Origin of the sequence: Mangrovibacter plantisponsor (assembly GCF_003182475.1) — a bacterium.
Lineage (GTDB): Bacteria > Pseudomonadota > Gammaproteobacteria > Enterobacterales > Enterobacteriaceae > Mangrovibacter > Mangrovibacter plantisponsor.
On the sequence record NZ_QGTS01000022.1, the window covers coordinates 51,058 to 76,589 of the forward strand.

Annotated in this window: 26 protein-coding genes and 1 pseudogene; 15 read left to right on the forward strand and 12 right to left on the reverse strand. The window is 52.0% G+C overall.

All coding sequences use genetic code 11. The annotated features are described in order from the left end of the window. Positions 1-196 precede the first annotated feature (196 nt). Positions 197-472 (reverse strand): YdgH/BhsA/McbA family protein, encoded by a 276-nt coding sequence (locus DES37_RS23670; RefSeq protein WP_110028099.1) that lies wholly within the window; start codon positions 470-472, stop codon positions 197-199. A gap of 152 nt (positions 473-624) precedes the next feature. Then, positions 625-936 carry a biofilm peroxide resistance protein BsmA gene (gene bsmA, locus DES37_RS23675; RefSeq protein ID WP_036103118.1) on the reverse strand — a complete coding sequence of 104 codons (312 nt, stop codon included), beginning with the start codon at positions 934-936 and terminating at the stop codon, positions 625-627. Between the two features lie 225 nt (positions 937-1,161). Here bsmA and yjfP point away from each other — a divergent pair, with 225 nt between their 5' ends. Then, a complete protein-coding gene (yjfP, locus tag DES37_RS23680) occupies positions 1,162-1,887 on the forward strand; it encodes an esterase (RefSeq protein ID WP_110028086.1) in 726 nt (241 codons plus the stop codon). Between the two features lie 6 nt (positions 1,888-1,893). Here yjfP and DES37_RS23685 read toward each other — a convergent pair whose 3' ends face one another. Beyond that, positions 1,894-2,115, reverse strand: coding sequence for a hypothetical protein (locus DES37_RS23685; protein WP_036103115.1), 222 nt, complete (start codon positions 2,113-2,115; stop codon positions 1,894-1,896). Between the two features lie 348 nt (positions 2,116-2,463). Here DES37_RS23685 and rpsF point away from each other — a divergent pair, with 348 nt between their 5' ends. The 4 genes from rpsF to rplI are packed head-to-tail and all read left to right on the forward strand — an operon-like array spanning position 2,464 to position 3,903. After that, positions 2,464-2,856: a 30S ribosomal protein S6 gene (rpsF, locus tag DES37_RS23690; RefSeq protein ID WP_036103112.1), complete on the forward strand. Its 393-nt coding sequence runs from the start codon at positions 2,464-2,466 to the stop codon at positions 2,854-2,856. Positions 2,857-2,862: 6 nt separating this feature from the next. Continuing rightward, the gene (gene priB / locus DES37_RS23695) at positions 2,863-3,177 is read left to right on the forward strand and encodes a primosomal replication protein N (protein ID WP_072006889.1); all 315 of its coding nucleotides are present in this window, start codon (positions 2,863-2,865) and stop codon (positions 3,175-3,177) included. A gap of 4 nt (positions 3,178-3,181) precedes the next feature. Next, the gene (gene rpsR, locus DES37_RS23700) at positions 3,182-3,409 is read left to right on the forward strand and encodes a 30S ribosomal protein S18 (protein WP_000135199.1); all 228 of its coding nucleotides are present in this window, start codon (positions 3,182-3,184) and stop codon (positions 3,407-3,409) included. Between the two features lie 41 nt (positions 3,410-3,450). After that, positions 3,451-3,903 carry a 50S ribosomal protein L9 gene (gene rplI, locus DES37_RS23705; protein WP_036103104.1) on the forward strand — a complete coding sequence of 151 codons (453 nt, stop codon included), beginning with the start codon at positions 3,451-3,453 and terminating at the stop codon, positions 3,901-3,903. 125 nt (positions 3,904-4,028) lie between these two features. Here the strand turns inward: rplI and DES37_RS23710 are convergent, their stop codons facing one another. After that, positions 4,029-4,754: a LysM-like peptidoglycan-binding domain-containing protein gene (locus DES37_RS23710; RefSeq protein ID WP_110028087.1), complete on the reverse strand. Its 726-nt coding sequence runs from the start codon at positions 4,752-4,754 to the stop codon at positions 4,029-4,031. Between the two features lie 347 nt (positions 4,755-5,101). Between DES37_RS23710 and bamJ the strand changes: the two genes are divergently transcribed. Next, entirely contained in the window at positions 5,102-5,722 is a 621-nt protein-coding gene (gene bamJ / locus DES37_RS23715) for a BamJ family beta-barrel-assembly machinery protein (protein ID WP_110028100.1), read from the forward strand. Between the two features lie 269 nt (positions 5,723-5,991). After that, on the forward strand, positions 5,992-7,398 hold the full coding sequence (gene cycA, locus DES37_RS23720; RefSeq protein ID WP_110028088.1) for a D-serine/D-alanine/glycine transporter: 1,407 nt from the start codon (positions 5,992-5,994) through the stop codon (positions 7,396-7,398). A 77-nt stretch (positions 7,399-7,475) separates the two neighbouring features. Here cycA and ytfE read toward each other — a convergent pair whose 3' ends face one another. Continuing rightward, positions 7,476-8,138, reverse strand: coding sequence for an iron-sulfur cluster repair protein YtfE (ytfE, locus tag DES37_RS23725; RefSeq protein WP_036103098.1), 663 nt, complete (start codon positions 8,136-8,138; stop codon positions 7,476-7,478). Positions 8,139-8,346: 208 nt separating this feature from the next. Between ytfE and DES37_RS23730 the strand changes: the two genes are divergently transcribed. After that, on the forward strand, positions 8,347-10,011 hold the full coding sequence (locus DES37_RS23730; RefSeq protein WP_110028089.1) for a methyl-accepting chemotaxis protein: 1,665 nt from the start codon (positions 8,347-8,349) through the stop codon (positions 10,009-10,011). Between the two features lie 45 nt (positions 10,012-10,056). Here the strand turns inward: DES37_RS23730 and DES37_RS23735 are convergent, their stop codons facing one another. From DES37_RS23735 to DES37_RS23745, 3 genes are all read right to left on the reverse strand, one after another. Then, the gene (locus DES37_RS23735; RefSeq protein ID WP_110028090.1) at positions 10,057-11,037 is read right to left on the reverse strand and encodes a DMT family transporter; all 981 of its coding nucleotides are present in this window, start codon (positions 11,035-11,037) and stop codon (positions 10,057-10,059) included. A gap of 73 nt (positions 11,038-11,110) precedes the next feature. Continuing rightward, positions 11,111-11,938 carry an AraC family transcriptional regulator gene (locus DES37_RS23740; protein WP_110028091.1) on the reverse strand — a complete coding sequence of 276 codons (828 nt, stop codon included), beginning with the start codon at positions 11,936-11,938 and terminating at the stop codon, positions 11,111-11,113. 114 nt (positions 11,939-12,052) lie between these two features. Continuing rightward, positions 12,053-12,901: an SDR family oxidoreductase gene (locus DES37_RS23745; RefSeq protein ID WP_036103090.1), complete on the reverse strand. Its 849-nt coding sequence runs from the start codon at positions 12,899-12,901 to the stop codon at positions 12,053-12,055. 98 nt (positions 12,902-12,999) lie between these two features. Here DES37_RS23745 and DES37_RS23750 point away from each other — a divergent pair, with 98 nt between their 5' ends. Together DES37_RS23750 and cysQ are read left to right on the forward strand one after the other, a co-directional pair. Beyond that, entirely contained in the window at positions 13,000-13,392 is a 393-nt protein-coding gene (locus DES37_RS23750) for a winged helix-turn-helix transcriptional regulator (RefSeq protein WP_036103088.1), read from the forward strand. Positions 13,393-13,585: 193 nt separating this feature from the next. Next, a complete protein-coding gene (gene cysQ / locus DES37_RS23755) occupies positions 13,586-14,326 on the forward strand; it encodes a 3'(2'),5'-bisphosphate nucleotidase CysQ (RefSeq protein ID WP_110028092.1) in 741 nt (246 codons plus the stop codon). On the opposite strand, the gene DES37_RS23760 is transcribed toward cysQ, so the two are convergent. Then, complete coding sequence (locus DES37_RS23760; protein WP_110028093.1) at positions 14,316-14,873, reverse strand: YtfJ family protein; 558 nt, start codon at positions 14,871-14,873, stop codon at positions 14,316-14,318. The two genes, cysQ and DES37_RS23760, sit on opposite strands and share 11 nt — an antisense overlap. 331 nt (positions 14,874-15,204) lie before the next feature. Between DES37_RS23760 and DES37_RS23765 the strand changes: the two genes are divergently transcribed. Next, positions 15,205-15,411 (forward strand): DUF1107 domain-containing protein, encoded by a 207-nt coding sequence (locus tag DES37_RS23765; RefSeq protein ID WP_036103080.1) that lies wholly within the window; start codon positions 15,205-15,207, stop codon positions 15,409-15,411. A gap of 107 nt (positions 15,412-15,518) precedes the next feature. Here DES37_RS23765 and paeA read toward each other — a convergent pair whose 3' ends face one another. Next, positions 15,519-16,856 carry a polyamine export protein PaeA gene (gene paeA, locus DES37_RS23770; RefSeq protein WP_110028094.1) on the reverse strand — a complete coding sequence of 446 codons (1,338 nt, stop codon included), beginning with the start codon at positions 16,854-16,856 and terminating at the stop codon, positions 15,519-15,521. Positions 16,857-17,023: 167 nt separating this feature from the next. After that, the gene (msrA, locus tag DES37_RS23775; RefSeq protein WP_036103076.1) at positions 17,024-17,665 is read right to left on the reverse strand and encodes a peptide-methionine (S)-S-oxide reductase MsrA; all 642 of its coding nucleotides are present in this window, start codon (positions 17,663-17,665) and stop codon (positions 17,024-17,026) included. Between the two features lie 364 nt (positions 17,666-18,029). Between msrA and tamA the strand changes: the two genes are divergently transcribed. From tamA to DES37_RS23790, 3 genes are read left to right on the forward strand one after another with little or no spacing between them, the layout of a single operon-like run. Beyond that, entirely contained in the window at positions 18,030-19,763 is a 1,734-nt protein-coding gene (tamA, locus tag DES37_RS23780; protein ID WP_036103073.1) for an autotransporter assembly complex protein TamA, read from the forward strand. Continuing rightward, positions 19,760-23,569 carry an autotransporter assembly complex protein TamB gene (gene tamB, locus DES37_RS23785; RefSeq protein WP_110028095.1) on the forward strand — a complete coding sequence of 1,270 codons (3,810 nt, stop codon included), beginning with the start codon at positions 19,760-19,762 and terminating at the stop codon, positions 23,567-23,569. Before tamA ends, tamB begins: the two co-directional genes overlap by 4 nt. 2 nt (positions 23,570-23,571) lie before the next feature. After that, positions 23,572-23,919 carry a gamma-glutamylcyclotransferase family protein gene (locus tag DES37_RS23790; protein ID WP_036103069.1) on the forward strand — a complete coding sequence of 116 codons (348 nt, stop codon included), beginning with the start codon at positions 23,572-23,574 and terminating at the stop codon, positions 23,917-23,919. Positions 23,920-23,983: 64 nt separating this feature from the next. Here DES37_RS23790 and DES37_RS25695 read toward each other — a convergent pair whose 3' ends face one another. Then, on the reverse strand, positions 23,984-24,151 hold the full coding sequence (locus DES37_RS25695) for a hypothetical protein (RefSeq protein WP_170123813.1): 168 nt from the start codon (positions 24,149-24,151) through the stop codon (positions 23,984-23,986). 368 nt (positions 24,152-24,519) lie between these two features. On the opposite strand from DES37_RS25695, the pseudogene DES37_RS23795 reads away from it, so the two are divergent. Beyond that, positions 24,520-25,532, forward strand: a pseudogene (locus DES37_RS23795) (hypothetical protein); the annotation flags it as partial.

Sequence of the window (25,532 nt, forward strand, 5' to 3'; positions counted from 1 at the left end):
CGGCTTAATAAATTAATCGTTTCGCTATAAATATGGCGGGGCATTATTGGGGGGTTGAGATAAATCAGCCCATTAATTCATGGTGGGGTGTGAGTGGGGCGCAAACCACGGCTCAGCGCCTGTTGCCAGGTCGCTGAATGAAATAAGCCACCCGCAGGTGGCTTAACAGGAAAGAAGGCGATACAGACAGATAGCGTTACGAGTAGATAATGGCTTCCACATGCCAGGTGTCTTTACGAGGCGTTTCTTCCATATTCACAATACGGTAGATGGAAGCACCCTGTTCATCCGCACTTAATGCAACCAGCCGCTCAATATCCTGAGGGCTGCCAGTGACGTCTTTAAACGACAGAATGCCCATTTCATTAAATGCCGTCACCTGATCAGCATGCACATCCTCAGCTGACCTTGCACTGGTACTGACCAGTCCTGCGGACAACAGTAGAGAGGTTAATGCCAGTGATCGCTTCATAATTGCCCGCTCCATATCGATGATCTGAAAAAAATTTACAGGTCATTTCCTTGTTATTCAGCATGCAACATCCCTTGCGACATGCTGTATTGTGTCAGGCGGAAAATAAAGTCGTGCAATTCAATGTAAAGTCGTTAAAACCTGTTTAAGTATCAGGCTTTACGGTAAAGAATCGCGTTAGCCCGGCGTACACCAGGGATCATATTATCGTTGATAAACAAGATCAGATAATAATCAGCCTTTTCCCTGGTTGCGCGTTGCTTGATAGCGGCTTCCGCATCTGCCGGCCCACCACGAGTGGTGACACTGATCATCCCCATTCTTACCAGCCCTTCAGTCTGGTTACGCTGGATTTCCTGCGGCCAGGCTGCAACAGCAGGAGCCGGGCGGGGAGTTGTCCAGTTGGTACTGCAACCCGCCAGTACCAGGCATAAGCAAAGCGGAAGAAAACGGCGCATAGACATTTTATTTTCCTGACAAGTTGATTTTAGTGTTTGAGATAAATCTGGTAAGTCAAAAATTCACTTTCTGTTACGTGTAACGCGATTTCGCAGGATATATCACTAAAAAGCGTAATCCGTGTCTCACACTGGCATTTGGAATTTTGGGCAACAATGGCACTGCGCTGGCCTGCCTGTGTATATAAAGGTATAGAATAGAGCGACATCCACACAAAATGCGAACGCTAAATGACAGAGATAGAGACCACTAATCTGGCCGGTTTTGAAGTTTTGCACGCGACTCCGGCTGGAAAGCGCCTCCAGCCTTTACCGACAATTATTTTCTGGCATGGTTACACTTCCTCGAAGCTGGTGTACAGCTACTTTGCTGTTGCACTGGCACAGGCTGGTTTTCGGGTGATTATGCCAGATGCGCCGGAACATGGCGCACGCTTTCATGGTGATGAAGCAGGGCGTTTGCAGCATTTCTGGCAAATCCTTTATGGGAACATCCAGGAATACCCACTGTTGCGTGATGCCATTAACGCTAAAGGTTGGGTGGCAGACGGGCGGTTGGGTATCGCGGGGGCATCAATGGGTGCTATGACGGCATTAGCTGTGGCCGGGCATTACCCTGAAGTCCGCTGTACCGCGAGCCTGATGGGCTCCGGGTTTTATCAGGCGCTTTCTCAATCATTGTTCCCCCCTCCGGCACAACCGGATGCGGTGCTGGCCCCGTTGGCAGGCTATGAAGCCGCACAATGCCTGGCACTTCTCGCCAGCCGGCCATTAATGCTCTGGCATGGTGAAGATGATGACCTGGTTCCTGCTGCAGAATCAAAACGCTTGTGGCAGTTACTGCAACAACAGCGTCTGGATAGCAACCTGGTCTGCCACTGGGAATCTGGAGTAAAACACCGGATTACGCCGTATGCGCTGGATTCAACCTGCGATTTTTTCAGCCAGTCACTCTAATGTGGATTAACGCCGTGGGTGGGTAACGCCTGGCTCAGCGGGTGACGCTGTTGTTTGCTGCCCTGGTGCAAACTGGGGCATCGTTTCGCCGTGGTGGTTAATATAAATGACACCAGTACTCATCACGTCATCCATATTATGGCTGGGATCAGGCTGCGTGTTGATGGCTGCAACAGCAGGAAGCGATAACAACATGCCCGTTATCAGGGCTACCATTTTGGTTCTCATTCTGGGCTCCTTACGGCCTTTTTATAGCAAGGTGGCTCTCCTTTCTTCTGGGGGCGTTCTCTGTAAGATATTGTACTGCCTGCACTCTGTGCAGAAAGCGAACATTTCTGATAAACGTATTCAAAAAATTTCAGTCATCCTCTGTCTGTAACTTTAGTTCGCGCGGCAACACTGTTTTGGCGCTGTGTGCGTTTCCTCTGCGATTTATTTCTGTATGCCGCTTGTTATTAGCGCTCAACTTCCATAGAATGACGCGTCATTTTTCAGCCGTCTTAACACACGTTCCTTGCTTCCATGGGCTACGGCTGACCCTGACAGGAGGCTGAATAATCCGTAAGGAGCAATTCGATGCGTCATTACGAAATCGTTTTTATGGTCCATCCTGACCAGAGCGAACAGGTTCCGGGCATGATCGAGCGTTACACTGGTGCTATCACTGGTGCGGAAGGCACGATCCACCGTCTGGAAGACTGGGGCCGCCGTCAGCTGGCTTACCCGATCAACAAACTGCACAAAGCACACTACGTTCTGATGAACGTTGAAGCACCGCAGGAAGTTATCGATGAGCTGGAAACAAACTTCCGCTTCAACGATGCCGTTATCCGTAGCATGGTTATGCGTACCAAACACGCTGTAACTGAAGCTTCTCCGATGGTTAAAGCGAAAGACGAACGTCGTGAACGTCGCGATGATTTCGCTAACGAAGCCACAGAGAATGCTGCTGGGGATTCTGAAGAGTAATCGCTGATGGCTAACCGCCTGTCGTTGTCCGGCACTGTGTGCAGGGCACCTCTCAGAAAGGTCAGCCCATCAGGAATTCCTCACTGCCAGTTCGTGCTTGAGCACCGTTCAGTGCAGGAGGAAGCCGGGTTTAACCGGCAGGCGTGGTGCAGAATGCCAGTTATTATTAGCGGGCAGGCTCATCAGGCCATTACTCACAGTATAACGGTCGGCACGCAACTCACCGTACAGGGCTTTATTAGCTGCCATCAGGCGCGAAATGGTCTGAGTAAAGTGGTTTTGCATGCCGAGCAGATTGAATTGATAGATTCTGGAGACTAGCCAAATGGCACGTTATTTCCGTCGTCGCAAGTTCTGCCGTTTCACCGCGGAAGGCGTTCAAGAGATCGACTATAAAGATATCGCTACGCTGAAAAACTACATCACCGAAAGCGGTAAGATTGTCCCGAGCCGTATCACCGGTACTCGTGCAAAATACCAGCGTCAGCTGGCCCGTGCTATCAAGCGCGCGCGCTACCTGTCTCTGCTGCCGTACACTGATCGTCATCAGTAATCGGCCACGGTCAACCAATACGACTTTGAGAGGATAAGGTAATGCAAGTTATTCTGCTTGATAAAGTAGCAAACCTGGGTAGCCTGGGTGATCAGGTTAACGTTAAAGCTGGTTACGCACGTAACTTCCTGGTTCCGGCTGGTAAAGCTGTTCCGGCAACCAAGAAAAACATCGAGTTTTTCGAAACTCGTCGTGCTGAACTGGAAGCTAAACTGGCTGAAACGCTGGCTGCCGCTGAAGCTCGTGCAGAGAAAATCAATGCACTGGGCGTAGTTACCATCGCTTCTAAAGCTGGTGACGAAGGTAAACTGTTTGGTTCCATCGGTACTCGTGACATCGCTGACGCTGTAACTGCAGCTGGCGTTGACGTTGCGAAAAGCGAAGTTCGCCTGCCGAACGGCGTTCTGCGTACCACTGGTGACCATGAAGTTCACTTCCAGGTACACAGCGAAGTGTTTGCACAACTGAATGTAAACATCGTTGCTGAAGCGTAATTTACGCTGATGTACGCTAAAACGCCGGCTTATGCCGGCGTTTTGCTTTGTGATTCTTGCCTGTTTCCTGCCATTATTAACCACACTGTTATTGCACACCTGCCAGTATGGTTTCCCCGCCTGGGTTAACGCGCCCGAATAAAATTACCGTTACTTTCGCGCGTAAAGAGTACCTGACGGTTATCACTGTCAGTGACAATCAACCCCGTGACAACACCATTAGCATTCACTCTGACCTGTACTTGCTGGCCGCTTTGTAGTGAACTCAGGGGCTTGTCCGGCCCTTCGACATTCGCCATTGCATATACATCCGTGGGGGGCAGGTTATGATCGCGGAACAGTTGCGCCAGCGTTTTTCCCGGCTCTACTCGCCAGGTATGCCATTGTGCCTGGCCTGTTGTACTGTTGACTGTACTGTTCGTCGCAGTGCTGGTGGTCGCCGGAGTACGCCTTTCCCCGGAAGAACGCCCGGCGGTGTTATTCCCCGCTGCCTCAGATTCGTTATCTGGCTGAATACTCTCTTCTGGTGAACGCAGTACGGGTGTGGTTTGCACCGGTTGTGGCTCGTTGTAACGCGGTGGAGTGGTGACCACTGGCTGGCTGATGGCAGGAGATGTGCCTTGTGCCCCAGGTGTGGCGGGCGTGCTGCCGGGAAGGTTCAGCGGTGTTTCCCTTGATACCGGAGCAACAGGTGTGTTGTCGGCCGGTAATAACACCCCAATAACAACCAGCGCGATACCGATAAGGATGCCCCGGCGGTGCATGGCGGGTAAAGGGTCCATTAGCCGGAAATCATCTGGTGCATGCCAGACCCGGTGAATCATGGCTTTTAATGCAAACTGGCCGGGCATGTCGCCTCCTGGTCCATCGTTAATGGATACGGTGTGGTGGCCTTAATATCCATTATCCTGTTTTATGAATGAAAGTACCCATCCACTGTCAGCCTGATATTATCCGCCGAAATTCCTTTCAGACAATCGCTGAATGCTTCCTAAGAGTATAGTTTGCTAACTGTTTGATGCGAGTGGAATAGTACGCATTCATGATAATTGTCGCATCAGGTAATTATTGAGGTTCACGGCAGACATTTTCCCTGTTCCCTTTTACCTCATGGGCTCTGGCTGTTATGCTGCCGAAGCGTCTGGCGGGTTCGCCAGAAATCTATGAAGATGAACAAACCATCAGTAAAGGAAAATTCATGACGACCCCTTCTTTTGACAGTGTTGAAGCGCAGGCAAGTTACGGTATTGGTCTGCAGGTTGGTCAACAACTGCGTGACTCCGGGCTGGAAGGTTTACTGCCTGAAGCGTTACTTGCTGGCCTGCGTGATGCGCTGGAAGGCAACGCACCTTCTGTACCGGTTGATGTCGTACACCGTGCGTTGCGTGAAGTCCACGAGCGTGCTGAAGCTGTACGCCGCGAACGCCAGCAGGAAATGGCGGCGGAAGGGCAAAAATACCTGGAAGAAAACCGTAACCGTGAAGGTGTCAGCAGCACTGAATCTGGTTTACAGTTCCGTGTACTGACGCAGGGTGAAGGCCCGATTCCTTCCCGTAAAGACCAGGTGCGTGTTCACTACACCGGTAAACTGATCGACGGTACTGTGTTCGACAGCTCCGTTGCCCGCGGTGAACCAGCCGAGTTCCCGGTTAGCGGCGTAATTGCTGGCTGGATTGAAGCGCTGACGCTGATGCCTGTTGGTTCCAAATGGGAACTGACCATTCCGCATAACCTGGCGTATGGTGAGCGTGGCGCAGGTGTATCTATTCCTCCGTTCAGCACCCTGGTTTTTGAAGTCGAATTACTGGAAATCCTGTAATCCTTCTCACGGCCCCGCTACGGCGGGGTTGTTTCATCTTCCCTTCTTTCCCCACGGTTTTATCTTGCAAAAAACGCTATTGCGCGTATTTTTGTGAGGCGCTCCGCGTATCAATAAATACAAACCACACTCTAATAACAAATATTTAACCTATCCGCTAACTTCTCAGGTTATCCCCCGGCAGTGAGTCAACCGGGGTACACGTGTTGTTATTGATTAAGTAATTACCGACAGGCCGCAGAGCCTGAAATGACAGACAGGAAAATACTATGGTAGACCAGGTCAAGGTGGCCGAAACGGTGGAAACACCGCAGGAACAAACCCTTCAGCGACATCTCTCAAACCGACATATTCAGTTAATTGCCATTGGTGGCGCCATTGGCACCGGCTTATTTATGGGGTCGGGCAAAACGATAAGCCTCGCCGGGCCATCCATTATATTTGTGTATATGGTTATCGGTTTTATGTTGTTCTTCGTGATGCGGGCAATGGGCGAATTGCTGTTGTCGAATCTCGAATACAAGTCGTTCAGTGATTTTGCCGCAGATCTATTGGGCCCCTGGGCGGGTTATTTTACCGGCTGGACCTACTGGTTTTGCTGGGTGGTAACCGGTATTGCCGATGTGGTTGCCATTTCTGCGTATGCGCAATTCTGGTTCCCTGGGTTATCGGAATGGGTGGCGTCGCTGGCGGTGGTGATTGTGCTCTTGTCCCTGAACCTGGCAACGGTAAAAATGTTTGGCGAAATGGAGTTCTGGTTCGCCATGATAAAAATCGTTGCGATTGTTGCCCTGATTATTGTCGGTGCAGTCATGGTGTTTACTGGCTTTACTTCACCTTCGGGCGTAACTGCATCATTCAGCCACCTGTGGGCTGATGGTGGCTGGTTCCCTAAAGGCGTGAGTGGTTTCTTCGCCGGGTTCCAGATAGCCGTGTTCGCTTTTGTAGGGATTGAACTGGTGGGCACCACTGCGGCAGAAACTCACAACCCGGAAAAATCCCTGCCCCGGGCTATCAACTCCATCCCTCTGCGGATAATCATGTTCTATGTTTTTGCTCTGATCATGATTATGTCTGTTACACCCTGGCGCTCCGTTGTGCCATCAAAAAGCCCGTTTGTTGAGCTGTTTATGCTGGTTGGGTTACCCGCAGCTGCCAGCCTGATTAACTTTGTGGTGCTGACATCGGCGGCATCTTCCGCCAACAGCGGCGTATTTTCGACCAGCCGCATGTTATATGGCCTGGCGCAGGATGGTGTCGCGCCTGCCCGCTTCGCACGTTTGTCACGCCGTGCGGTTCCGGCTTCCGGGCTACTGTTTTCCTGCCTGTGTTTATTGGGCGGTGTTGTTCTGATTTACCTGATCCCGGATGTGATGACGGTATTTACTATGGTGACGACAGTGTCTGCCATTCTGTTTATGTTTGTCTGGAGCATCATTCTGTGTTCCTACCTGGTGTATCGCAAACAACGGCCGGAACTGCATGCGAAGTCGCAGTATAAGATGCCACTGGGTATTGTGATGTGCTGGGTCTGCCTGGCGTTTTTTGTGTTTGTGTTGGGGCTTTTGGCACTACAGGCAGATACGCGGCAGGCACTGATGGTGACACCTCTATGGTTTGTGATACTGGCGATTGGCTGGCAGGTCACCGGGAAGAAACGCCTGGCCCGGGTTTAACAGGGTTAAGCATTTCACCACAGTAAACTAAGGCACCCGCAGGTGCCTTTTTCATGGCAGGCAAACTACGTTGAGTATTACTCGCCTGCCAGCGCGCGTGGGAACAGGTTGTTATTTTCCAGGCTAATGTGATTCATCAGGTCGTCAATCAGCTCATTGATTCCGTTATACAGCGCCTTCCAGGTAGTACAGGCTTCCGGTGGTGCAACCACATTGTTTGTGACATGTTTGATAACTTCCAGCAGTTCTCCCGCCTCGCTATGCTCATGCTCCATCACGTTAACTGGCCCGGCACATTCCGGCCCGCGGCCTTGTTTGATTAATGGAAACAACACGCGCTCTTCTTTGAGCATATGCTGGCCGAGTTCGTCATTAAGCATCGCCAGGTATTTTGCCAGGCCCTTAGGAACCGATGGCTTGCTGGCATGCACACGCTCGACTTTTTCGGCCTGTAAAATCAGTTCGGGTAACTGTTCCCGGTGGCGGTCATGGTAGCGCACCAGAATATGGTCGATGATGTCGCTAAGGGGCTCATCCACCCATGTCTGTGTATGCTGCTGCGTAGAAAGCACAGCCAACTCTGCCTCTATTACCGGTAAATCCAGCCCCTTGCGTTCTGCTGCCCGCTGCAGGGTTTGCTTGCCCCCACAACAAAAATCAAGGTCATAGCGGCGGAATAACGCAGAAGCGCGTGGAATGGTTAATGCCAGCTCGCCTAATGCCTGTTCCCGAAAATCCATAACATCACCTCGCACAGTTATTTTATAAGATGCATTTTAAATGCATCTTATTGAGCGTGTCCAGTACCAGGTTTGGCTGCAAGGGAAAAGGTAAACCTTTGAATATCTCATAATGCAATTTTTCGTGGGAAATAAAGCGTTAAATTTGTGAGCCATGTTGCCGATATTGTTTGCAGACTACTCATTTATGAAGAAGCGAAGGCAAAAAATGTTTAAAAGAATCAAGGTGGTAACATTGCTTATTGCAGTGCTGGCTGTACTGGGGGCGATGCAATTAGTTTCTGCTGCTTTTTTTATGAAGGCACTAAACAACGACAAGGAAAATTTCTCGCTCGCGCAAATCTCTAACCAAAACGTTTATGCAATGACCGATGCCTGGATTAGCCTGAATCAGGCCCGGGTTACGCTGAACCGCGGTATGTTGCGGTTGCAGAGCAGTATGGCAAACACGATTAATGCAACAGACCTCAGCAGCCTGATAAATAAAAGCAACAGTTTGCTGAAAGAAGCAGATACCCATTTCCAGCATTACAAGAAGCTGCCCAATACCCCGGGCCTTGATGAGCAACTGACTGCTTCACTGGAAGCGGAATATGCCCGTTATTCCACAACACTGCAAACCATGACCACAATGCTGGGTAAAGGTGACCTGGAAGGCATGTATGCGCAAAAAGTTGAGCAAAAGCAGGTAGCCATGCAGGAAGTCTACAAAGACTGGCGCCAGGCTCAGGCTACACTCAGCAGTGAAGGGGCTAGTGAAAATAATGCCGATTATGCACGGATGATGTGGATTCTGGGGAGCGTCATAGTGATTGTGATTGCTGTGATTATTGCCAGTTGGTTTTCCCTCAAACGTGTATTGCTTCAGCCTCTTCATGCCGCAATGGAACACATTATGGCTATTGCCAGCGGGGATCTGACCCGGCGTATCCTGAGCGAAGGGCGTAGTGAGATGAGCCGCCTTTCCGGCAGTTTGCACCAAATGCAGCAGGCGTTGATTCAAACAGTCAGTTCCGTGCGCAGCAGTACCGATACAATTTTTATTGGCGCCAGCGAAATTGCCGCAGGTAGCAATGATCTTTCAGCCCGGACAGAGCAACAGGCCGCCGCACTGGAAGAAACCGCATCGAGCATGGAACAGCTTACCGCAACTGTAAAACAGAATGCGGATAATGCCCGCCAGGCAACACAGTTGGCGCGCAATGCTTCCGATACCGCACGCAAAGGCGGTGATGTGGTGAACAATGTGGTGAAAACCATGGACGAAATCGCCAGTAGTTCCAGCCAGATTGCACAGATAACCAATGTGATTGATGGTATTGCGTTCCAGACTAATATTCTGGCGCTGAATGCCGCCGTTGAAGCCGCCCGTGCGGGTGAGCAAGGGCGGGGGTTTGCGGTGGTGGCTGGTGAAGTACGTACCCTGGCCCAGCGCAGTGCTCAGGCGGCAAAAGAAATCAAAACCCTGATTGAAAGCTCTGGTGAACGGGTGCAGACCGGCAGTGGCCTGGTGCGTGAAGCGGGGGATACCATGCGTGAAATCGTCGGAGCGGTAACCCGGGTAACGGATATCATGGGTGAAATTTCTTCGGCTTCAGACGAGCAAAGCCACGGTATCGATCAGGTGAGCCTGGCTGTTTCCGAGATGGATAACGTAACGCAACAGAACGCATCACTGGTGGAAGAATCAGCTGCGGCTGTGAATGCGCTTGAACAACAGGCAGCACAGCTCAACCAGGTGGTTGCCGTATTCAAACTGCATAACAGCCAGCCAGTGACTGTAAAGGCAAAACCTCAGATTGCCGCTGTGGCTGCACCGAAACTGAGTGCTCAACCCGCTCCGGTTGCCGAAAATAATTGGGAAGCCTTTTAACCGGTAACTATCACTACCCCGGTGCCGCCAGGCGGTGTCACCGGGCTATTTCTCCAGTATGACCGGGGTTGCAACATTTTCTGGCACTGGAGGCGCAGGCTTGCTGCGTACCGCCATCACCACACCCAGCACCAGAAATGCAATGCCGCTCAGAGTGACCAGGGGCGGAATGCTGTGGCGCATTAAAAATGTGTACAGCAGACCAGAAAGTGTTTCAAACACAATCAATGGCCCGAGCACTACGGTGGGTAACCGCTGGCTTGCCTGGTTCCAGCACAGGGCACCAACCCAGGAACACAGCACCGCAATTGCCACCATCAGCACGATAAACACATCCGGGCGCGGGCCAAAAGGGAGTGGAAAAGACACCGCCGTTGTTGATAACCACCAACACACGAATACATAACCCGCCAGCGACACGGGCAGTGTCACCAGCGCCTGTGCCGTTGCCCACATCAGTGGGTGGTGTGCCGGGTTCTCTTTCAGCCAGCGCGCATTACGCAGTGCGTACCAGGTCCAGCAACCAACCGAAATTAGCGCCAGAACAATCCCGCTCAGGTAACGCCACAGCGTAAAGTGAGGGAGCCCTTGTGAAAGCTCGGCAATATTGACGCAGATTAACCCCGCCAGCGTGCATACCAGCGCCGGGGCCATTCGTCTCCAGGGCAACTTGCCATCGCGTTTGCTGTACAGCAGGTTGGCAAACACAGGGATAACAACCGGTAATGTGCCGATGATCATGGTCGATACCGGAGCCCCGGTGCGCTGAATGGCACTGGCAAGACACACGTAGTAAATCAGGTTTCCCATCATAGTAAGCCGCAAAGCAGCCCACCAGTCGCGTGGTGTGAGCTTACGTAACTGCTTACGCCCGGCCCAGGCTATAGGGAGTGCAATTACCCCTAACGCCAGGTAACGGCCCATCGACTGCAATGCAGCCGGGTATTCCGGCACAATTAACGGGCCAACAAAAATCAGCCCCCACATCAGCCCGGCAACCAATGCGTAAAGTACGCCCGCAAACATGCTTTCTCCTTTGTTCTGTCTGCGGTTACTCTGCCCGACAGCACCCAATGAAATATTGTATTAGATTGCGCTTTTAGCGGGCTATCACCTGGCGTTGATAACGCACGGGAGTCAGGCCATAACGCTGGCTAAACGCCCGGGTAAGATGGGACTGGTCAGTAAGCCCTGTCGCACAGGCGACTTCTGCTGCGGGCATGCCTTGAGCCAAAAACAGCTTGGCGCGCCACAGGCGAATAGCCATCAACATCTGGTGTGGTGTGACATGGTATTGCGCTTTGAACTGGCGCAGAAAGTGGTAAGGGCTGAGTGCCGCCACCTGGGCAAGCTCCCTCAGTGTGACGGGCTGCATATAGTTATCATGCAGGTAGTGGCGTACCTGGTCAAAACGCGGTGCATTCACAGAATCCGGCGAACGACTGTGGCTGGCATATGGCCGGATAGTGTCAATCAGGTCCAGCAACAGGCCTTGCTGTGCGAGTGGCGTTTCGGCAGACCATAATGCCCCTATCAGCCTGCCAGTTTGTGCAGCACGTTGTGCGTCACAGCGCTCTACATCGTTAAACCACCATTGCTCAATACCCGTAATTTCTGCCAGTTGTACCGGTTCAAGGTAGATCATTCGGTAACGCCAGCCATCGGGGGTTGCGGCCTGGCCGGTATGCAGCTCGTCCGGATTCATCGTGACCAGTGAATTTACTGCGGCAACATAATGTGTTCCCCGGTAACGAAAGCGTTCAGCTCCGGCTTCAATGGTGCCAATTCCAAAGGCTTCGTGAGTATGAGGTTCGAAGGCGTAACGGGAAATGTGTGCGTGATATAACTCGACACCGGGAAGGGCAGGAAACTGGCGGAAACGGGCGGTGTCCCGCTCATCCGTAAAATGGTCTGGTACGCCCTGCACAGTTAACCTCGTTATATCTCGCTGAGAAACAATCACTAAGTAACAATAAGTTTGCGCCGCAGGGGATGCCTGCGGCAGCAGTGATTTTCACAGTATATAACTGTAATTTAACATTTACAGCGCATTTTTTAAGCTGGTCAGTAATGATGTCGTCGGGTGACCCGTTAACTTGCTGATTTGGTGGGTGTCATCAAACAGACCGCCTTTCGACGCACCGGTATCGGAATCTGCCAGAATTGCTGCAAATGGCCCTGGTAAACCAGCACCTTCCAGCAATGCCGCATAATCCGCTTCGCTCAGGTTCTGGTAAACCACCTGTTTGCCAGTGGTATCACTAATCAGTTTCGCCAGTTCAGACAGTGTCCAGGCTTCATCACCAGCCAGTTCGTATACTTTCCCTGCCTGGTTTTCCAGGCTCAGAACCTGGGCTGCCGCTTCGGCATAATCTTTACGGCTGGCAGAGGCAATTTTGCCTTCTCCGGCACACCCCGGGAAGACCCCGTGAGCCAGTGCCGCAGGTACACTCGCCATATAGTTTTCGGTGTACCAGCCATTGCGCAGCAGAACATGAGGCAGGCCAGAATCTGCCAGCATTTGCTCAGTTTCCCGGTGTTCCTGCGCCAGTTGTAGTGGTGAGCTGTCTGCATGCAGCAGGCTGGTGTACGCAAGCAGCGCTACTCCGGCTTGTACTGCAGCTTCAATCACATTGCGATGTTGTGCGGCACGCTGTCCCACCTCGCTGGAGGAAATCAGCAGTAATTTTTCGACACCCGCTAACGCAGCGCTCAGTGCGTTTTTGTCACTGTAATCAGCAACCCGTACCTGAATCCCTTTTTCCGCCAGGCTTTGTGCTTTGCTCTGGTTACGCACAATGGCAACCAGTGATTCGGGGTTATGTTTTTTCAGCAGCGCGGTTATCACTTCGTGGCCTAACTGCCCTGTCGCACCGGTAATTGCAATCATGATAAGTCTCCTGGTTTTCATACTGAGAGTGTGTCTGTTGCCAGAGCATAACAACTATGCTAACTTTTAGTAAGTACGTACAAAAAGGTAAGTATGAAATGGCGGATGTGAAACTTAAAACAGGCACGCTCAGTGAGCAGTTGCGTGAAGGTAATTTGTTTGCAGAAAAATGCCCTTCGCGGGAAGTGCTTAAGCATGTCACCAGCCGGTGGGGCGTGTTGATTCTGGTCGCCTTGCGAGATGGTACCCACCGTTTCAGTGATTTACGGCGCAGGATTGGCGGTGTGAGCGAAAAAATGCTGGCACAAACACTGCAATGGCTGGAGGGCGACGGCTTTATCCATCGCCGTGCATTGCCGGTTATTCCTCCACATGTTGAATACAGTCTGACTCCGATGGGAGAGGAAGTGAGCGACAAAGTGTCTGCGCTGGCCGACTGGATAGAACAAAACCTGCCTGATGTACTGTCTTCCCGGCAGGGGCGCCAGTAGCGCCTGGGTGCCGTGAAGCACGCAGGCATCTCATAGCGGGCTGTGCCAGGCTTATGCTTTATATGGCTGTTGCTTTTGACTGCCGCCAATGTGGCCGTAGCCTGTGGGCGCACAATGCGGTATAAACAACACCATGTAAAAACAAAGTATTACAGCGCTAAAACCGTTTAGCGCTTAGCGTAAGAGGTGGATAATGTTAGAACAGATATGCCAGTTGGCGCGCGATGCCGGTGTGGCCATTATGGCGGTTTACCAGGGTGATAAACCTGTAGAGGAAACCCATAAAGCTGACAATTCCCCAGTGACCGCGGCAGATATTGCTGCACACAAAGTGATTCTGGCAGGCCTTCAGTCACTGACCCCCGATATCCCCGTGTTGTCCGAAGAAGCGCCTGCAGCCTGGAGTGAGCGCCAGCACTGGCAACGCTACTGGCTGGTGGACCCGCTGGATGGCACCAAAGAATTTCTCAAGCGCAATGGGGAATTTACGGTGAACATTGCACTGATTGAGCAAGGGAAACCGGTTCTGGGTGTGGTGTATGCTCCGGTACTTAAAGTCATGTACAGCGCTGCTAATGGGAAAGCCTGGAAAGAAGAGTGCGGTGTGCGCAAGCAAATTCAGGTACGCGAAGCACACCCGCCATTAGTGGTCATCAGCCGTTCCCATGCCGATGCCGAGTTAACCGAATATCTGGAACAACTTGGCGAACACCAGACAACATCGATTGGTTCTTCGCTTAAGTTTTGCCTGGTGGCTGAAGGGGCTGCACAACTGTACCCACGCTTTGGGCCAACCAATGTCTGGGATACGGGCGCAGGTCACGCAGTTGCGGTTGCTGCCGGGGCTCAAGTGCATGACTGGCAGGGGAAAACCCTTGATTACACACCACGTGAATCATTCCTGAACCCCGGCTTCAGGGTTTCTATTTATTGAGCAGCTGGTGCAGCAGGCTAATCACTTGCTGCACTTCCTGAGGTGTCAGCGCGCCATCTTTTACCCACGCTACATTTCCGGCCTTATCCAGCACAATAATGGCAGAGCTTTTCGGTTGTAAACCCCAGGCTTTGCGAACCATGCCATCGCTGTCGACAATAAACTGTGACCAGGGGAACTGTTTCTTACTGTCTTCAATGCTGTTACGCACAAACAGACTGGTGCCAATGATTGCGTCATCAGTATTCACTATGCTGGTGGTCTGGTAGCGGTCTTTCGGCAGCCCCGCGTGCTTGATAGCTTCAATAAGCGGGTCATTCATCTCTTTTGCGGATGTCCGCCCGGCAAGATGCTGGACAACCCGTACTTTGCCGGCCAGTTGCGCACTATTCCACGGCTGATAACTGAACTGATCATTTTTCAGTAACAATTCCCCTTTATCGTTGACCCCCGTTGGTGGTACGTGCTGGTTTAACGTCAGGTTATGAGCCGATGTTACCAGGGGAAGCAGCAGCAGGGCGAATGCCAGCAGGTTGCTCAGTCTCATCATCGTTATCCTTTTGTTTTATTGCAGGTGATCGGACCAGATGGCCCTGAGCTTTAAGCATATCGGTTTTTTGTGATCCGCATTGGCAAAGACAGTGCCAGTTTGTGGGCGTGCGCACAATTTGACATGATTTTGAATACTTATACTGGGCAGTGTAGAGGTTTGCAAAGAATCCTCTGAAATACTGTCATAGAAAGGTAAAAATAATTATAGGCGCTAGGGCTTTCCTTACCCTTAGGCTATATTTAACAACGTTGTTTATTCCGCTCCTTAATACGATTGAGTCAGATTTGACTGTCGGAGGAGGCGGTATTGCAGGAGAAAGTAAAAAATGAAAATCTTTCAGCGTTACAACCCACTTCAGGTGGCTAAGTACGTAAAAATCCTGTTTCGTGGACGGTTGTACATCAAGGACATAGGTGCATTTGAATTTGATAAAGGTCGCATTCTTCTACCCAGGGTAAAAGATAAGCAACATTTAGCTATCATGTCTGAGGTCAATCGCCAGGTAACACGTTTACAGGCAGAAATGGCTTAGTTCCGGTAGCGCAGACAAAAAAACGGCCCTTGTGGGCCGTTTCTGTTTTTGTGCTTAGCTGGCCTGGCACATTCCCCCAGCCAGGCCGGGGAATGAGCAGAGCGTTATCAGGCAACACTCTTGTCTGAGGAGTCAGGTAGTTTTGGTACCAGGGCGACGGGCTTGCTGTCCAGCCGGGTAACCAGTAACTGGTCAATGCGGAAGTTATCAATATCCACCACTTCAAACTTGTAGCCGGAGTATTTCACCGCATCGGTTCGTTTGGGGATCTTGCGCAGCATAAACATCATGAAACCACCAATGGTTTCATAATTATCTGACTGGGGAAATTCATCGATATCCAGTACGCGCATTACGTCATCAATCGGCGTCCCACCTTCAACCAGCCAGGAGTTTTCATCACGGGCAACAATTTGCTCTTCCATGCCCTGGCCTACCAGGTCACCCATCAGCGTGGTCATTACGTCGTTCAGCGTGATAATCCCAACTACCAGCGCGTACTCATTCATAATCACCGCGAAGTCTTCACCGGCGCTTTTGAAGCTTTCCAGCGCTTCAGACAGCGTCAGCGTATCCGGAACAATCAACACATTGCGGATATGCACACCGCTGGTCAGTATCAGGCTTTGGTTAACCAGCACACGGTTCAGCAGTTCTTTAGAATCGACATAGCCAATAATGTGGTCGATATCTTCGTTGCACACCAAAAACTTGGAGTGGGGGTGTTCTGCTACTTTGGTTTTGAGGCTGTGCTCATCTTCATGCAAATCGAACCAGATAATGTTCTCGCGCGATGTCATGGAAGAAGGCACGGTGCGTGATTCCAGTTCGAACACGTTCTCAATCAGCTCATGTTCTTGTTTACGCAGCACTCCGGCCAGTGCACCGGCTTCCACCACGGCATAAATATCGTCTGGCGTGATATCGTCTTTGCGCACCATTGGCAGTTTGAACAGGCGAAAAATTACGTTAGCCATGCCGTTGAAGAACCACACCAACGGGCGGAACACCAGCAGGCAGAAGCGCATGGGGTTGATTATCCGTAAGGCGACCGCTTCCGGCGCTATCATACCTATGCGTTTCGGGGTCAGGTCTGCCAGCAGAATGAACATGCCGGTAACCAGTGAGAAAGAAAGAATAAAACTCAGTTGCTCTGACCACTCCGGCTCCATAAAACGGCTGAGCAGGCTCTTGAAGGCAGGTGAGAATGCTGCGTCACCAACAATACCGCCCAAAATAGCCACCGCGTTCAGGCCAATTTGCACCACGGTAAAGAACATGCCCGGGTTTTCCTGCATTTTCAAAACGCGTTGCGCGTTCACGTTGCCTTCATCCGCCAGCAACTTGAGTTTGATTTTACGGGAGGCCGCCAGTGAAATCTCAGACAACGAGAAAAACGAACTGACGGCGATTAGACAGAGTATGACTAATATACTGTTTAACATATCTTATCCGGCGTAACGCCAGATCCTCGGAAGGGGAAGTTGATTATCCATGTGACAGACACTAAAAACCGGCCCGTAAGCGCTGGGCCGGCAATTTCGTATTCAGTATAACCTAAGGGCAGCATGGCCTGCCAGCAGGCGATGATTTAACCAGTTTTCACGTAAAATTACCGTTGCGGTGGCAGGCAAACGCCAATTCCACCGAGCCCGCAGTAACCTTCCGGGTTTTTATATAAATATTGCTGATGTTCGTCTTCCGCATAGTAAAACGGTAACGCTGTGGCAATTTCTGTTGTTACTGCCCGGTTGTCATTTTGCGCCTTCATGGCGGACTGGAAACGCACCAGGCTGGCTTTCGCTGCGGCAGACTGCTGTTCTGTCACCGGGTAAATGGCCGAACGATACTGGGTTCCAATATCGTTACCCTGGCGCATCCCCTGAGCCGGGTCGTGGTTTTCCCAGAATATCTGCAATAGCTGCTCATAGCTGATAACTGCCGGGTCATACACGACACGCACAGCTTCTGCGTGGCCGGTTTGCCCGGTGCACACTTCGCGGTAAGTTGGATTGGGGGTAAAACCACCAGTGTAACCTGCCGCTGTGCTGTATACCCCGGGTTGTTGCCAGAACAGGCGCTCCACACCCCAGAAGCACCCCATAGCGAATAATGCCACTTCCATACCATCCGGAACGTGGGTCATTGAGTGTTCATTAACCGCGTGTAACCTGGCGACGGGCATCGGCGTTTTGCGCCCGGGTAATGCTTGCGACTGTGCCACAGGCGTCGACTTGGTAAACAGATTTACCATGGTTTTCTCTCCACTTTTCAGAAACTGGACTGCCCTTGGGCGGTTGTCATGGGCATCGTATTTGCACACAATATACGCTTTGCATCCTGACGCGTTCATTTTTGTTACAGTGCATCAACATAACGTACTGTCATAGCAAAAATTATCGGGTGCCTGTGTTTCGGGTTGGCTGTCTGCCAGCCAGTTACCGGCTCTCGTCGTGAGACAGCCATCAGGCGGATTGCAGTAAATACGGCTACGCTAACTAGTAGAAATATCAGGGCCGGTATCTGTTTTTCAACCTCAAATGTTGAGGTTTTGTTATGCCGCGGAGCGGTACATGTTTCATCCCAGGGGTGGGAACAAGGGAAGATCAGGAGAAAAAGTGCCTCATATCCGAATCATTTGTTGCGTAAGTTTGTTACTTACCAGCAGCCTGGCCAGTGCGGCCAGCGTACGTTTGCAAGTTGAAGGGTTATCGGGAGAATTGCAAAAAAACGTGCGCGCGCAGCTTTCAACCATTGAAAGTGATGAAGTTACGCCAGACCGCCGCTTTGAGGCTCGCGTGGATGATGCCATTCGCAAAGGGCTGCGGGCGCTGGGGTACTATGAACCGGTTATTGATTTTGATTTACAGCCGCCACCGAAAGTTGGCCGTCAGGTGCTCATTGCAAAAGTCACGCCGGGTGAGCCAGTCAAAATTGGTGGCACTGAAGTGATTTTGCGCGGCGGGGCGAGCAAAGACCCGGATTACATCGCACTACTCAAAGACCGCCCGGCAAAGGGCACCATCCTGAACCATGAAACCTACGAAAACTTTAAAAAATCACTGACAACAGAAGCTTTACGCAAAGGTTACTTCGACAGCGATTTTAAAAAGAGCCAGTTAGGTGTCTCGCTGGGCAGACATGAAGCCTTTTGGGACATCGATTATGACAGTGGCCAGCGTTACCGCTTCGGCGCAGTAACCTTTGAAGGCTCACAAATTCGCGATGAATACCTGCAAAATTTGGTGCCTTTCAAAGAAGGGGATTACTACACCAGTAATGACCTTGCTGAACTGAACCGCAGGCTCTCTGCCACGGGCTGGTTTAATTCTGTGGTTGTGGCACCAGAGTTTGATAAATCCCGCAAAACTAAAGTATTGCCGCTTCAGGGTGTGGTTACACCGCGTACAGAAAACACGGTTGAAACCGGGATCGGTTACTCCACAGATGTGGGGCCACGTATCAAAGCGTCGTGGAAAAAGCCCTGGGTTAACAGCTATGGTCACAGCCTGACTACCAGTACCAGCCTGTCTGCGCCAGAGCAAACGCTGGACTTCAGTTACAAAGTCCCGTTGTTGAAAAGCCCGCTTGAGCAGTACTACTTATGGCAGGGCGGGTTTAAACGCACAGACCTGAACGACACCAAAGCAGACTCCACCACGCTTGCGGTATCACGCTATTGGGAACTGGATACCGGCTGGCAAAGGGCTCTGAACCTGCGCTGGAGCCTTGACCACTTTACACAGGCCAGTGTCACCAACACCACCATGCTGATTTACCCCGGTGTGAGTTTCAGCCGTACCCGCTCGCGTGGCGGGCTGATGCCAGTCTGGGGCGATTCCCAACGCTATTCTGTCGATATCTCTAACACCTCATGGGGTTCAGATGTTGATTTCCTGGTGATGCAGGCACAAAACACCTGGATTCGTACCCTGGCAGAGCGCAACCGCTTTGTGATGCGTGGCTCCGTTGGCTGGATTGAAACCGGTGATTTCGACAAAGTACCTCCTGATTTGCGTTTTTTCGCCGGGGGCGATCGCAGTATTCGTGGTTACTCGTACAAATCCATTTCCCCAAAAGACAGCGACGGTAAATTAATCGGGGCATCAAAAATGGTTACCGGCTCGCTGGAATACCAGTACAACGTAACGGGCAAATGGTGGGGCGCAGTGTTTGTCGATTCAGGGGAAGCGGTAAGCGCCGTGGATGCGAATGATTTCAAAACTGGTGCAGGTTTTGGGGTGCGCTGGCAGTCGCCGGTTGGGCCCATTAAGTTAGACCTTGCCATGCCGGTGGGCGACAAAGAGGAACATGGCGTGCAGTTTTACATCGGTTTGGGGCCTGAATTATGAGTCGTTGGAAAAAAGTCAGCCTCGCCGTACTCCTGGTGGTGGTTTTTATTGTTAGTGCCGTGGGGTTCCTGGTGGGCACAACGCCTGGGTTGCATGTGCTGTTCAGTGCGGCAAACCGTTGGGTGCCCGGGTTGCATATTGGCAATGTCGAAGGGGGCTGGCGTAATCTCACGCTCAGCCAGATTCGCTATGAGCAGCCAGGTGTTGCCGTCAACGCCGGTCGGGTGCATTTGTCTGTCAGCCTGCGGTGCTTGTGGCACAGCAAATTTTGCGTCAATGACCTGGCGCTGAAAGACATCAATGTGGCAATCGACTCCAGCAAAATGCCGCCTTCAGCGCCGGTTCAGGAGGAAGAGAGCGGGCCGCTTAATTTAAGCACGCCTTATGCCATCACGTTATCGCGTATTGCGGTTGAAAACGTCAATGTCAATATCGACGACACGGCTGTCTCGCTGGTGGCATTCCACAGTGGCGCCAACTGGGAAGGCCGCGACCTGACCATTACACCCACCACCCTTGAAGGCCTGTTGATAGCCTTGCCGAAAACGCCGCAAGGCGCGGCAAAAGCGGTGGCAGATGCCAAACAGGTAGTGGCAACCAGCAGCAAACAACCCACAGCCGAAACACAGCAAGTGCAGGAGCCGCCACTGGGCGAAACGCTGGAAAAACTGTTTTCCAAACCGCTGCTGCCTGAAATGGCAAATGTCACGCTGCCGGTTAACCTCACCATCGCGCAATTTACCGGCACGCAACTACGCCTGACAGGCGACAGCGATGTCACGGTCAATAAACTCCTGCTGAAAGTGACGGGCACCGACGGGCACCTGAAACTCGATACTCTGGATGTCGATTCCAGTGAAGGGCTGGTAAATGCGAGTGGGCAGGCAACCCTCAGCGCAGACTGGCCGGTTGATCTTACCCTGAACGCTTCGTTGAATACGGCTCCGCTGAAAGGCGAGAAAATTAAACTCAACCTTAACGGTGGCCTGCGCAGCAAACTGGGGCTGGGCCTGAACCTTTCAGGCCCGGTAAACCTGGACGTCAGTGGCGAAACACAGCTGGCACAAGCCGGGTTGCCGGTTAACCTCCAGGTGTCATCGCCACAACTAGCCTGGCCGCTGGAAGGCGCGGCGCAATACCAGGTAAACGACCTTAAGCTGTCTCTTACCGGGAGCATGCGCGATTACCAGCTGAGCTTCGCTTCTCATGTGAAAGGCGAACAGCTTCCTCCGGCTACCGTTACGTTAAACGGCAAAGGCACCACACAACAGTTTGTGCTGGATAAACTGCGCATCGCGGCGCTGGAAGGGAATACTGATTTAACTGCGGTGGTCGACTGGAGCAAAGCAATAAGCTGGCACAGTGAACTGACTCTGGCGGGGATTAACACCGCGAAACAATACCCTGAATGGCCGTCCCGGGTGGACGGCGTGGTAAAAACCCGCGGCAGCCTGTATGGCGGCACATGGCAAATGTCTGTGCCGGAAATTGCCCTGAAAGGGAATGTGAAACAAAACCCGCTTAATATTGAAGGGAATCTGCGTGGCAACAGCTATATGCAGTGGCTGATCCCGAAACTGAATATCGCCTTAGGCCGCAATACCGTGGCAGTACAGGGCGAAGTGGATGCTAAAACACTGAAGCTCGACGCCAACATTGATGCGCCAGCGCTGGATAACGCGCTACCCGGTTTAGGTGGTACGGCAAAAGGGTTGGTGAAAGTGCGTGGCGATATGGCCGCGCCGCAACTCTTTGCTTCGATTCAGGCCCATCGCCTGCGCTGGCAGGCGCTTTCTGTCAGCTCCGTGAATGTGGATGGCGATGTCAGCTCAGGTGAACAAATTGGCGGGCACTTGAAAGTTCTGGTGGATAATATTACCCAGCCAGGCCTGGCGATAACGCGTGTCGCGCTAAATGCAGAAGGCAACGAGAAGCAACACCAGATGAAACTGGAGGTTTCCGGGGAGCCGGTTTCCGGCCATTTAAGCCTGAGTGGGCACTTTGACCGCCGGCAGGAACGCTGGCAGGGCACACTGAGCAATACCCGTTTTGACACACCGGTAGGCCCCTGGTCATTAACGCAGCCCGTATCGCTGGATTACCGCAACCAGGAGCAACGCATTGCGATAGGCGTGCATTGCTGGCGCAACCCGAATGCAGAACTTTGTGTTCCTCAACCGATAGACGCCGGGCCCAGTGGTCGGGCGCGCATCAACCTGAACCGCTTCGACCTGGCGATGCTGAAAGACTTGCTGCCGGAAGGTACCAAAGCCTCGGGCGTATTCAGTGGCAATGCCGATGTCTCCTGGGACAGCAGTAAGCCAGGTTTACCGGAGGCGACCGTTCACTTGTCTGGTAAAGGGGTGAAAGTTAACCAGGAAATGAGCAACGGGCACCTGCCAGTGGAGTTTGACGCCCTGTCATTAAACGCGGCCATACATAACGACCAGGTACAGGCCGACTGGCTGGTGCGCCTGGTCAACAATGGCCAACTGGATGGCAAACTTCAGGTAAGAGACCCCCAGGGGCGGCGGCAACTGTCTGGCAATGTCAACCTGACCAATTTTGCGCTGGATTTTCTGAACCCCATATTCACCGCGGGTGAAAAAGCGAATGGTAAAGTTAATGCCCGCCTGACACTGGGTGGCGATGCCCAAAAACCACAGTTATTCGGCCAGGTACGGTTGAGTGATTTAGGTTTGCAGGCCAACTTTATGCCGTTCGATATGCAGCCAAGCGATGTCACTATGGCTTTCACCGGGCAGCGCTCAACCCTGCAGGGCACTGTGCGGACATCCAAAGGGCAAATCAGCCTGAGCGGTTTTGCCGACTGGGCACAACTGGATAACTGGAAAGCGCAAATCGCCGCCAAAGGCAGCCGGGTGCGTATTACTGTGCCGCCAATGGTGCGTATGGATGTCTCGCCAGATATCGTGTTCGATGCCACGCCTTCGGTATTTATGCTCAATGGCAGTGTGGATGTGCCCTGGGCGCGTATTGTGGTGCATGATGTACCTGAAAGCGCAGTGGGTGTATCAGACGATGAAGTCATGCTGAATGACAACCTGCAGCCCATTGAGCCAAAAACTGCATCCATTCCGATTAACAGCAACCTGAAGATTCATATTGGCAACAATGTGCGTCTGGATGCCTTTGGCCTGAAAGCGCGGCTGGACGGTGACCTGAAAGTGGTTCAGGACAAACAAGGCCTGGGTCTGAATGGCCAGATTAATATTCCGGAAGGGCGCTTCCATGCCTACGGGCAGGATCTGATCGTGCGTAAAGGGATCCTGCTGTTCTCTGGCCCGCCGGATCAACCAACTCTTAATATTGAAGCGATTCGTAACCCGGATGCCACGGAAGACGATGTGGTTGCCGGGGTGCGGGTCACCGGGATGGCGGATGAACCGAAAGCGGAAATCTTCTCTGACCCAACGATGTCGCAGCAGGAAGCGCTGTCGTATTTATTGCGTGGGCAGGGTTTGAGTAGTGAACAGGGTGATGGTGCAGCAATGACTTCCATGTTAATTGGAATGGGGGTTGCACAAAGTGGGCAGGTTGTGGGTAAAATCGGAGAGACATTTGGCGTCAAAAACTTGTCGCTGGATACCACCGGTGCGGGGGATTCCTCTCAGGTGGTGGTCAGCGGTTATGTACTGCCGGGTCTGCAAGTGAAATATGGGGTAGGTATCTTTGACTCACTGGCAACGCTCACATTGCGTTACCGGCTGATGCCTAAACTGTATCTGGAAGCGGTGTCTGGGGTTGATCAGGCGCTCGATTTGCTCTATCAGTTTGAGTTTTAGCAATGCGAATATTTGTTTACGGCAGTTTACGACGCAAACAAGGTAACAGTCACTGGATGACCAACGCGCAGTGGTTGGGCGATCATACAGTAGAACATTATCAGTTATACAGTGTGGGGCATTATCCTGGCGCAGTGCCGGGAGAAGGAACCGTCTTTGGTGAAGTATACCGTATTGATGCTTCCACTCTGGCTGAACTGGATGCGTTGCGTACCAAAGCGGGGGAATACAGCCGGCAGTTGATTCAAACGCCGTTTGGTTCCGCCTGGATGTATGTTTACCAGCGCCCTGTTGAAGGGCTCACTTACATTGAAACCGGTAACTGGCTGGACAGAGATCAATTCAGGTAACCCGCCGGTAGTACCATTGTGTAAGTTTACGACAAAAACACCGCCAGAAGTCTGGCGGTGTTTTTTACTGCTTCGCGTTTACCCACTCTGCCTTAATCACGTTCATTTCACCACACAATACTTTTAATAACGGAAGTGGTATACCAGCAAACGATGGCTGGTTATTATCAGTAATATCTGAGTGATTATTCTTATCTATTTCTATGTTAAACATCAGATAAACAAATGCCATTATTAATATCTTCCTCTGCAGCTCATTTCTCTTATATTTCCATTAGGTATGATTTTAAATTCAATAATGGGTTTTGTTTAACTTGTTGATTTAATTGTTTTTATTATTTCATTTCTAATGAAATGATCGGCTGGGGCGATCAGTTTTCTTATATTGATCGTTATGCCTATCAATACCTGCTTTCGTGCTGAGTGAACCGATTATCTTTTCCCACCTGCTGTTCTTATAACTGCGCCCACAAATCCGGTGCGGCTTTTTTGTCCCGGTTGCTTAATTTTTTGTTTTTGGCCGCTTTTAACTCCCAGAGGGAGGAGCGCTTCCCCCGGAAGCAGCCCCCGGCCTCTGGCCACACAAATAAGGACAGTTTGATGAAAAACAAAACCGCAGCACTCAGCGCGCTTTCGGTGTGTATTTCCCTGGCACTGAACGGCCAGGCTTTTGCACAAACCCCGCCTCCGGCAGCCATTGCCCCCGGAGAAAACCTGGAATGCCCGGCAGACCTGGGTCTGCTCAGCGGTGAAGAGCAGGCGGCACTGGCAGAGCAGTGCCAGGCAACGGAACAGCCGCCAGAAGAAACCCAGGCAGCCCAGGCCAGTGAACTGCCTGGCTGGATGACCGACCAGACCACCCTGCTGGCCGGGGGAGGCGCTGCCGCACTGGCCGCCACCATTGCCATTGCGGCCGCTGGCAGCAGCGGGGGCGGTGGCAGTGGTAGCGACCGTAATGAAGGCGGTGATAACGGAGGCAACGGTGGTGGTGACGGTGGAGATGGTGGTGACGGTGGAGATGGTGGTGACGGTGGAGATGGCAATGGCTACGAAGGGTGGGAAATTGGCAACAGTCTGGAAGGCGACAACCGGGAAAATATCCTGGCAGACAACACCTATGCCGGGAAAGGGGAAATTGGCAACCTGGTGACTGGGAATAACACCAACAACACACTGCAGGGCAACACAGACGTTACCGAAGGCGGCAAGGGCACGGTGGTGGATGGCAACACCACCACCACCACCAATGAAGGCGAGATAACAGTCAGCGGTGAAGGCTCGGTGGGGCTGGAGGTGAACGGTAACAATGCCACGGTCACCAACAATGGCAACAGCGACATAACCGGCGGCGGCACCGGGGTGAGTGTGAACGGCGATAACGCCAGTGTCACCACCTCGGGGGATGCCAGCGTCAGCGGCCAGGGCTCTGCAGGCACGGTTATCACCGGGGATAACGCCACCATCAGCAACGCAGGCAACAGCACGGTCACCGGCGGCGGTACCGGTACGCTGATCACCGGCGACAACGCCAGTGTCAGCAACAGCGGGGACACCAGCGTCAGTGGTGAAGGCTCCACGGGCATTGCCATTACCGGGGATAACAGCAACGTACA

Excerpts from the sequence above, each read along its gene's own strand:
- DES37_RS23670 (WP_110028099.1), bottom strand. The coding sequence starts at position 472 with ATGAAGCGATCACTGGCATTAACCTCTCTACTGTTGTCCGCAGGACTG.
- bsmA (WP_036103118.1), bottom strand. The coding sequence starts at position 936 with ATGTCTATGCGCCGTTTTCTTCCGCTTTGCTTATGCCTGGTACTGGCG.
- yjfP (WP_110028086.1), top strand. The coding sequence starts at position 1,162 with ATGACAGAGATAGAGACCACTAATCTGGCCGGTTTTGAAGTTTTGCAC.
- DES37_RS23685 (WP_036103115.1), bottom strand. The coding sequence starts at position 2,115 with ATGAGAACCAAAATGGTAGCCCTGATAACGGGCATGTTGTTATCGCTT.
- rpsF (WP_036103112.1), top strand. The coding sequence starts at position 2,464 with ATGCGTCATTACGAAATCGTTTTTATGGTCCATCCTGACCAGAGCGAA.
- priB (WP_072006889.1), top strand. The coding sequence starts at position 2,863 with ATGGCTAACCGCCTGTCGTTGTCCGGCACTGTGTGCAGGGCACCTCTC.
- rpsR (WP_000135199.1), top strand. The coding sequence starts at position 3,182 with ATGGCACGTTATTTCCGTCGTCGCAAGTTCTGCCGTTTCACCGCGGAA.
- rplI (WP_036103104.1), top strand. The coding sequence starts at position 3,451 with ATGCAAGTTATTCTGCTTGATAAAGTAGCAAACCTGGGTAGCCTGGGT.
- DES37_RS23710 (WP_110028087.1), bottom strand. The coding sequence starts at position 4,754 with ATGCCCGGCCAGTTTGCATTAAAAGCCATGATTCACCGGGTCTGGCAT.
- bamJ (WP_110028100.1), top strand. The coding sequence starts at position 5,102 with ATGACGACCCCTTCTTTTGACAGTGTTGAAGCGCAGGCAAGTTACGGT.
- cycA (WP_110028088.1), top strand. The coding sequence starts at position 5,992 with ATGGTAGACCAGGTCAAGGTGGCCGAAACGGTGGAAACACCGCAGGAA.
- ytfE (WP_036103098.1), bottom strand. The coding sequence starts at position 8,138 with ATGGATTTTCGGGAACAGGCATTAGGCGAGCTGGCATTAACCATTCCA.
- DES37_RS23730 (WP_110028089.1), top strand. The coding sequence starts at position 8,347 with ATGTTTAAAAGAATCAAGGTGGTAACATTGCTTATTGCAGTGCTGGCT.
- DES37_RS23735 (WP_110028090.1), bottom strand. The coding sequence starts at position 11,037 with ATGTTTGCGGGCGTACTTTACGCATTGGTTGCCGGGCTGATGTGGGGG.
- DES37_RS23745 (WP_036103090.1), bottom strand. The coding sequence starts at position 12,901 with ATGATTGCAATTACCGGTGCGACAGGGCAGTTAGGCCACGAAGTGATA.
- DES37_RS23750 (WP_036103088.1), top strand. The coding sequence starts at position 13,000 with ATGGCGGATGTGAAACTTAAAACAGGCACGCTCAGTGAGCAGTTGCGT.
- cysQ (WP_110028092.1), top strand. The coding sequence starts at position 13,586 with ATGTTAGAACAGATATGCCAGTTGGCGCGCGATGCCGGTGTGGCCATT.
- DES37_RS23760 (WP_110028093.1), bottom strand. The coding sequence starts at position 14,873 with ATGAGACTGAGCAACCTGCTGGCATTCGCCCTGCTGCTGCTTCCCCTG.
- DES37_RS23765 (WP_036103080.1), top strand. The coding sequence starts at position 15,205 with ATGAAAATCTTTCAGCGTTACAACCCACTTCAGGTGGCTAAGTACGTA.
- paeA (WP_110028094.1), bottom strand. The coding sequence starts at position 16,856 with ATGTTAAACAGTATATTAGTCATACTCTGTCTAATCGCCGTCAGTTCG.
- msrA (WP_036103076.1), bottom strand. The coding sequence starts at position 17,665 with ATGGTAAATCTGTTTACCAAGTCGACGCCTGTGGCACAGTCGCAAGCA.
- tamB (WP_110028095.1), top strand. The coding sequence starts at position 19,760 with ATGAGTCGTTGGAAAAAAGTCAGCCTCGCCGTACTCCTGGTGGTGGTT.
- DES37_RS23790 (WP_036103069.1), top strand. The coding sequence starts at position 23,572 with ATGCGAATATTTGTTTACGGCAGTTTACGACGCAAACAAGGTAACAGT.
- DES37_RS25695 (WP_170123813.1), bottom strand. The coding sequence starts at position 24,151 with ATGGCATTTGTTTATCTGATGTTTAACATAGAAATAGATAAGAATAAT.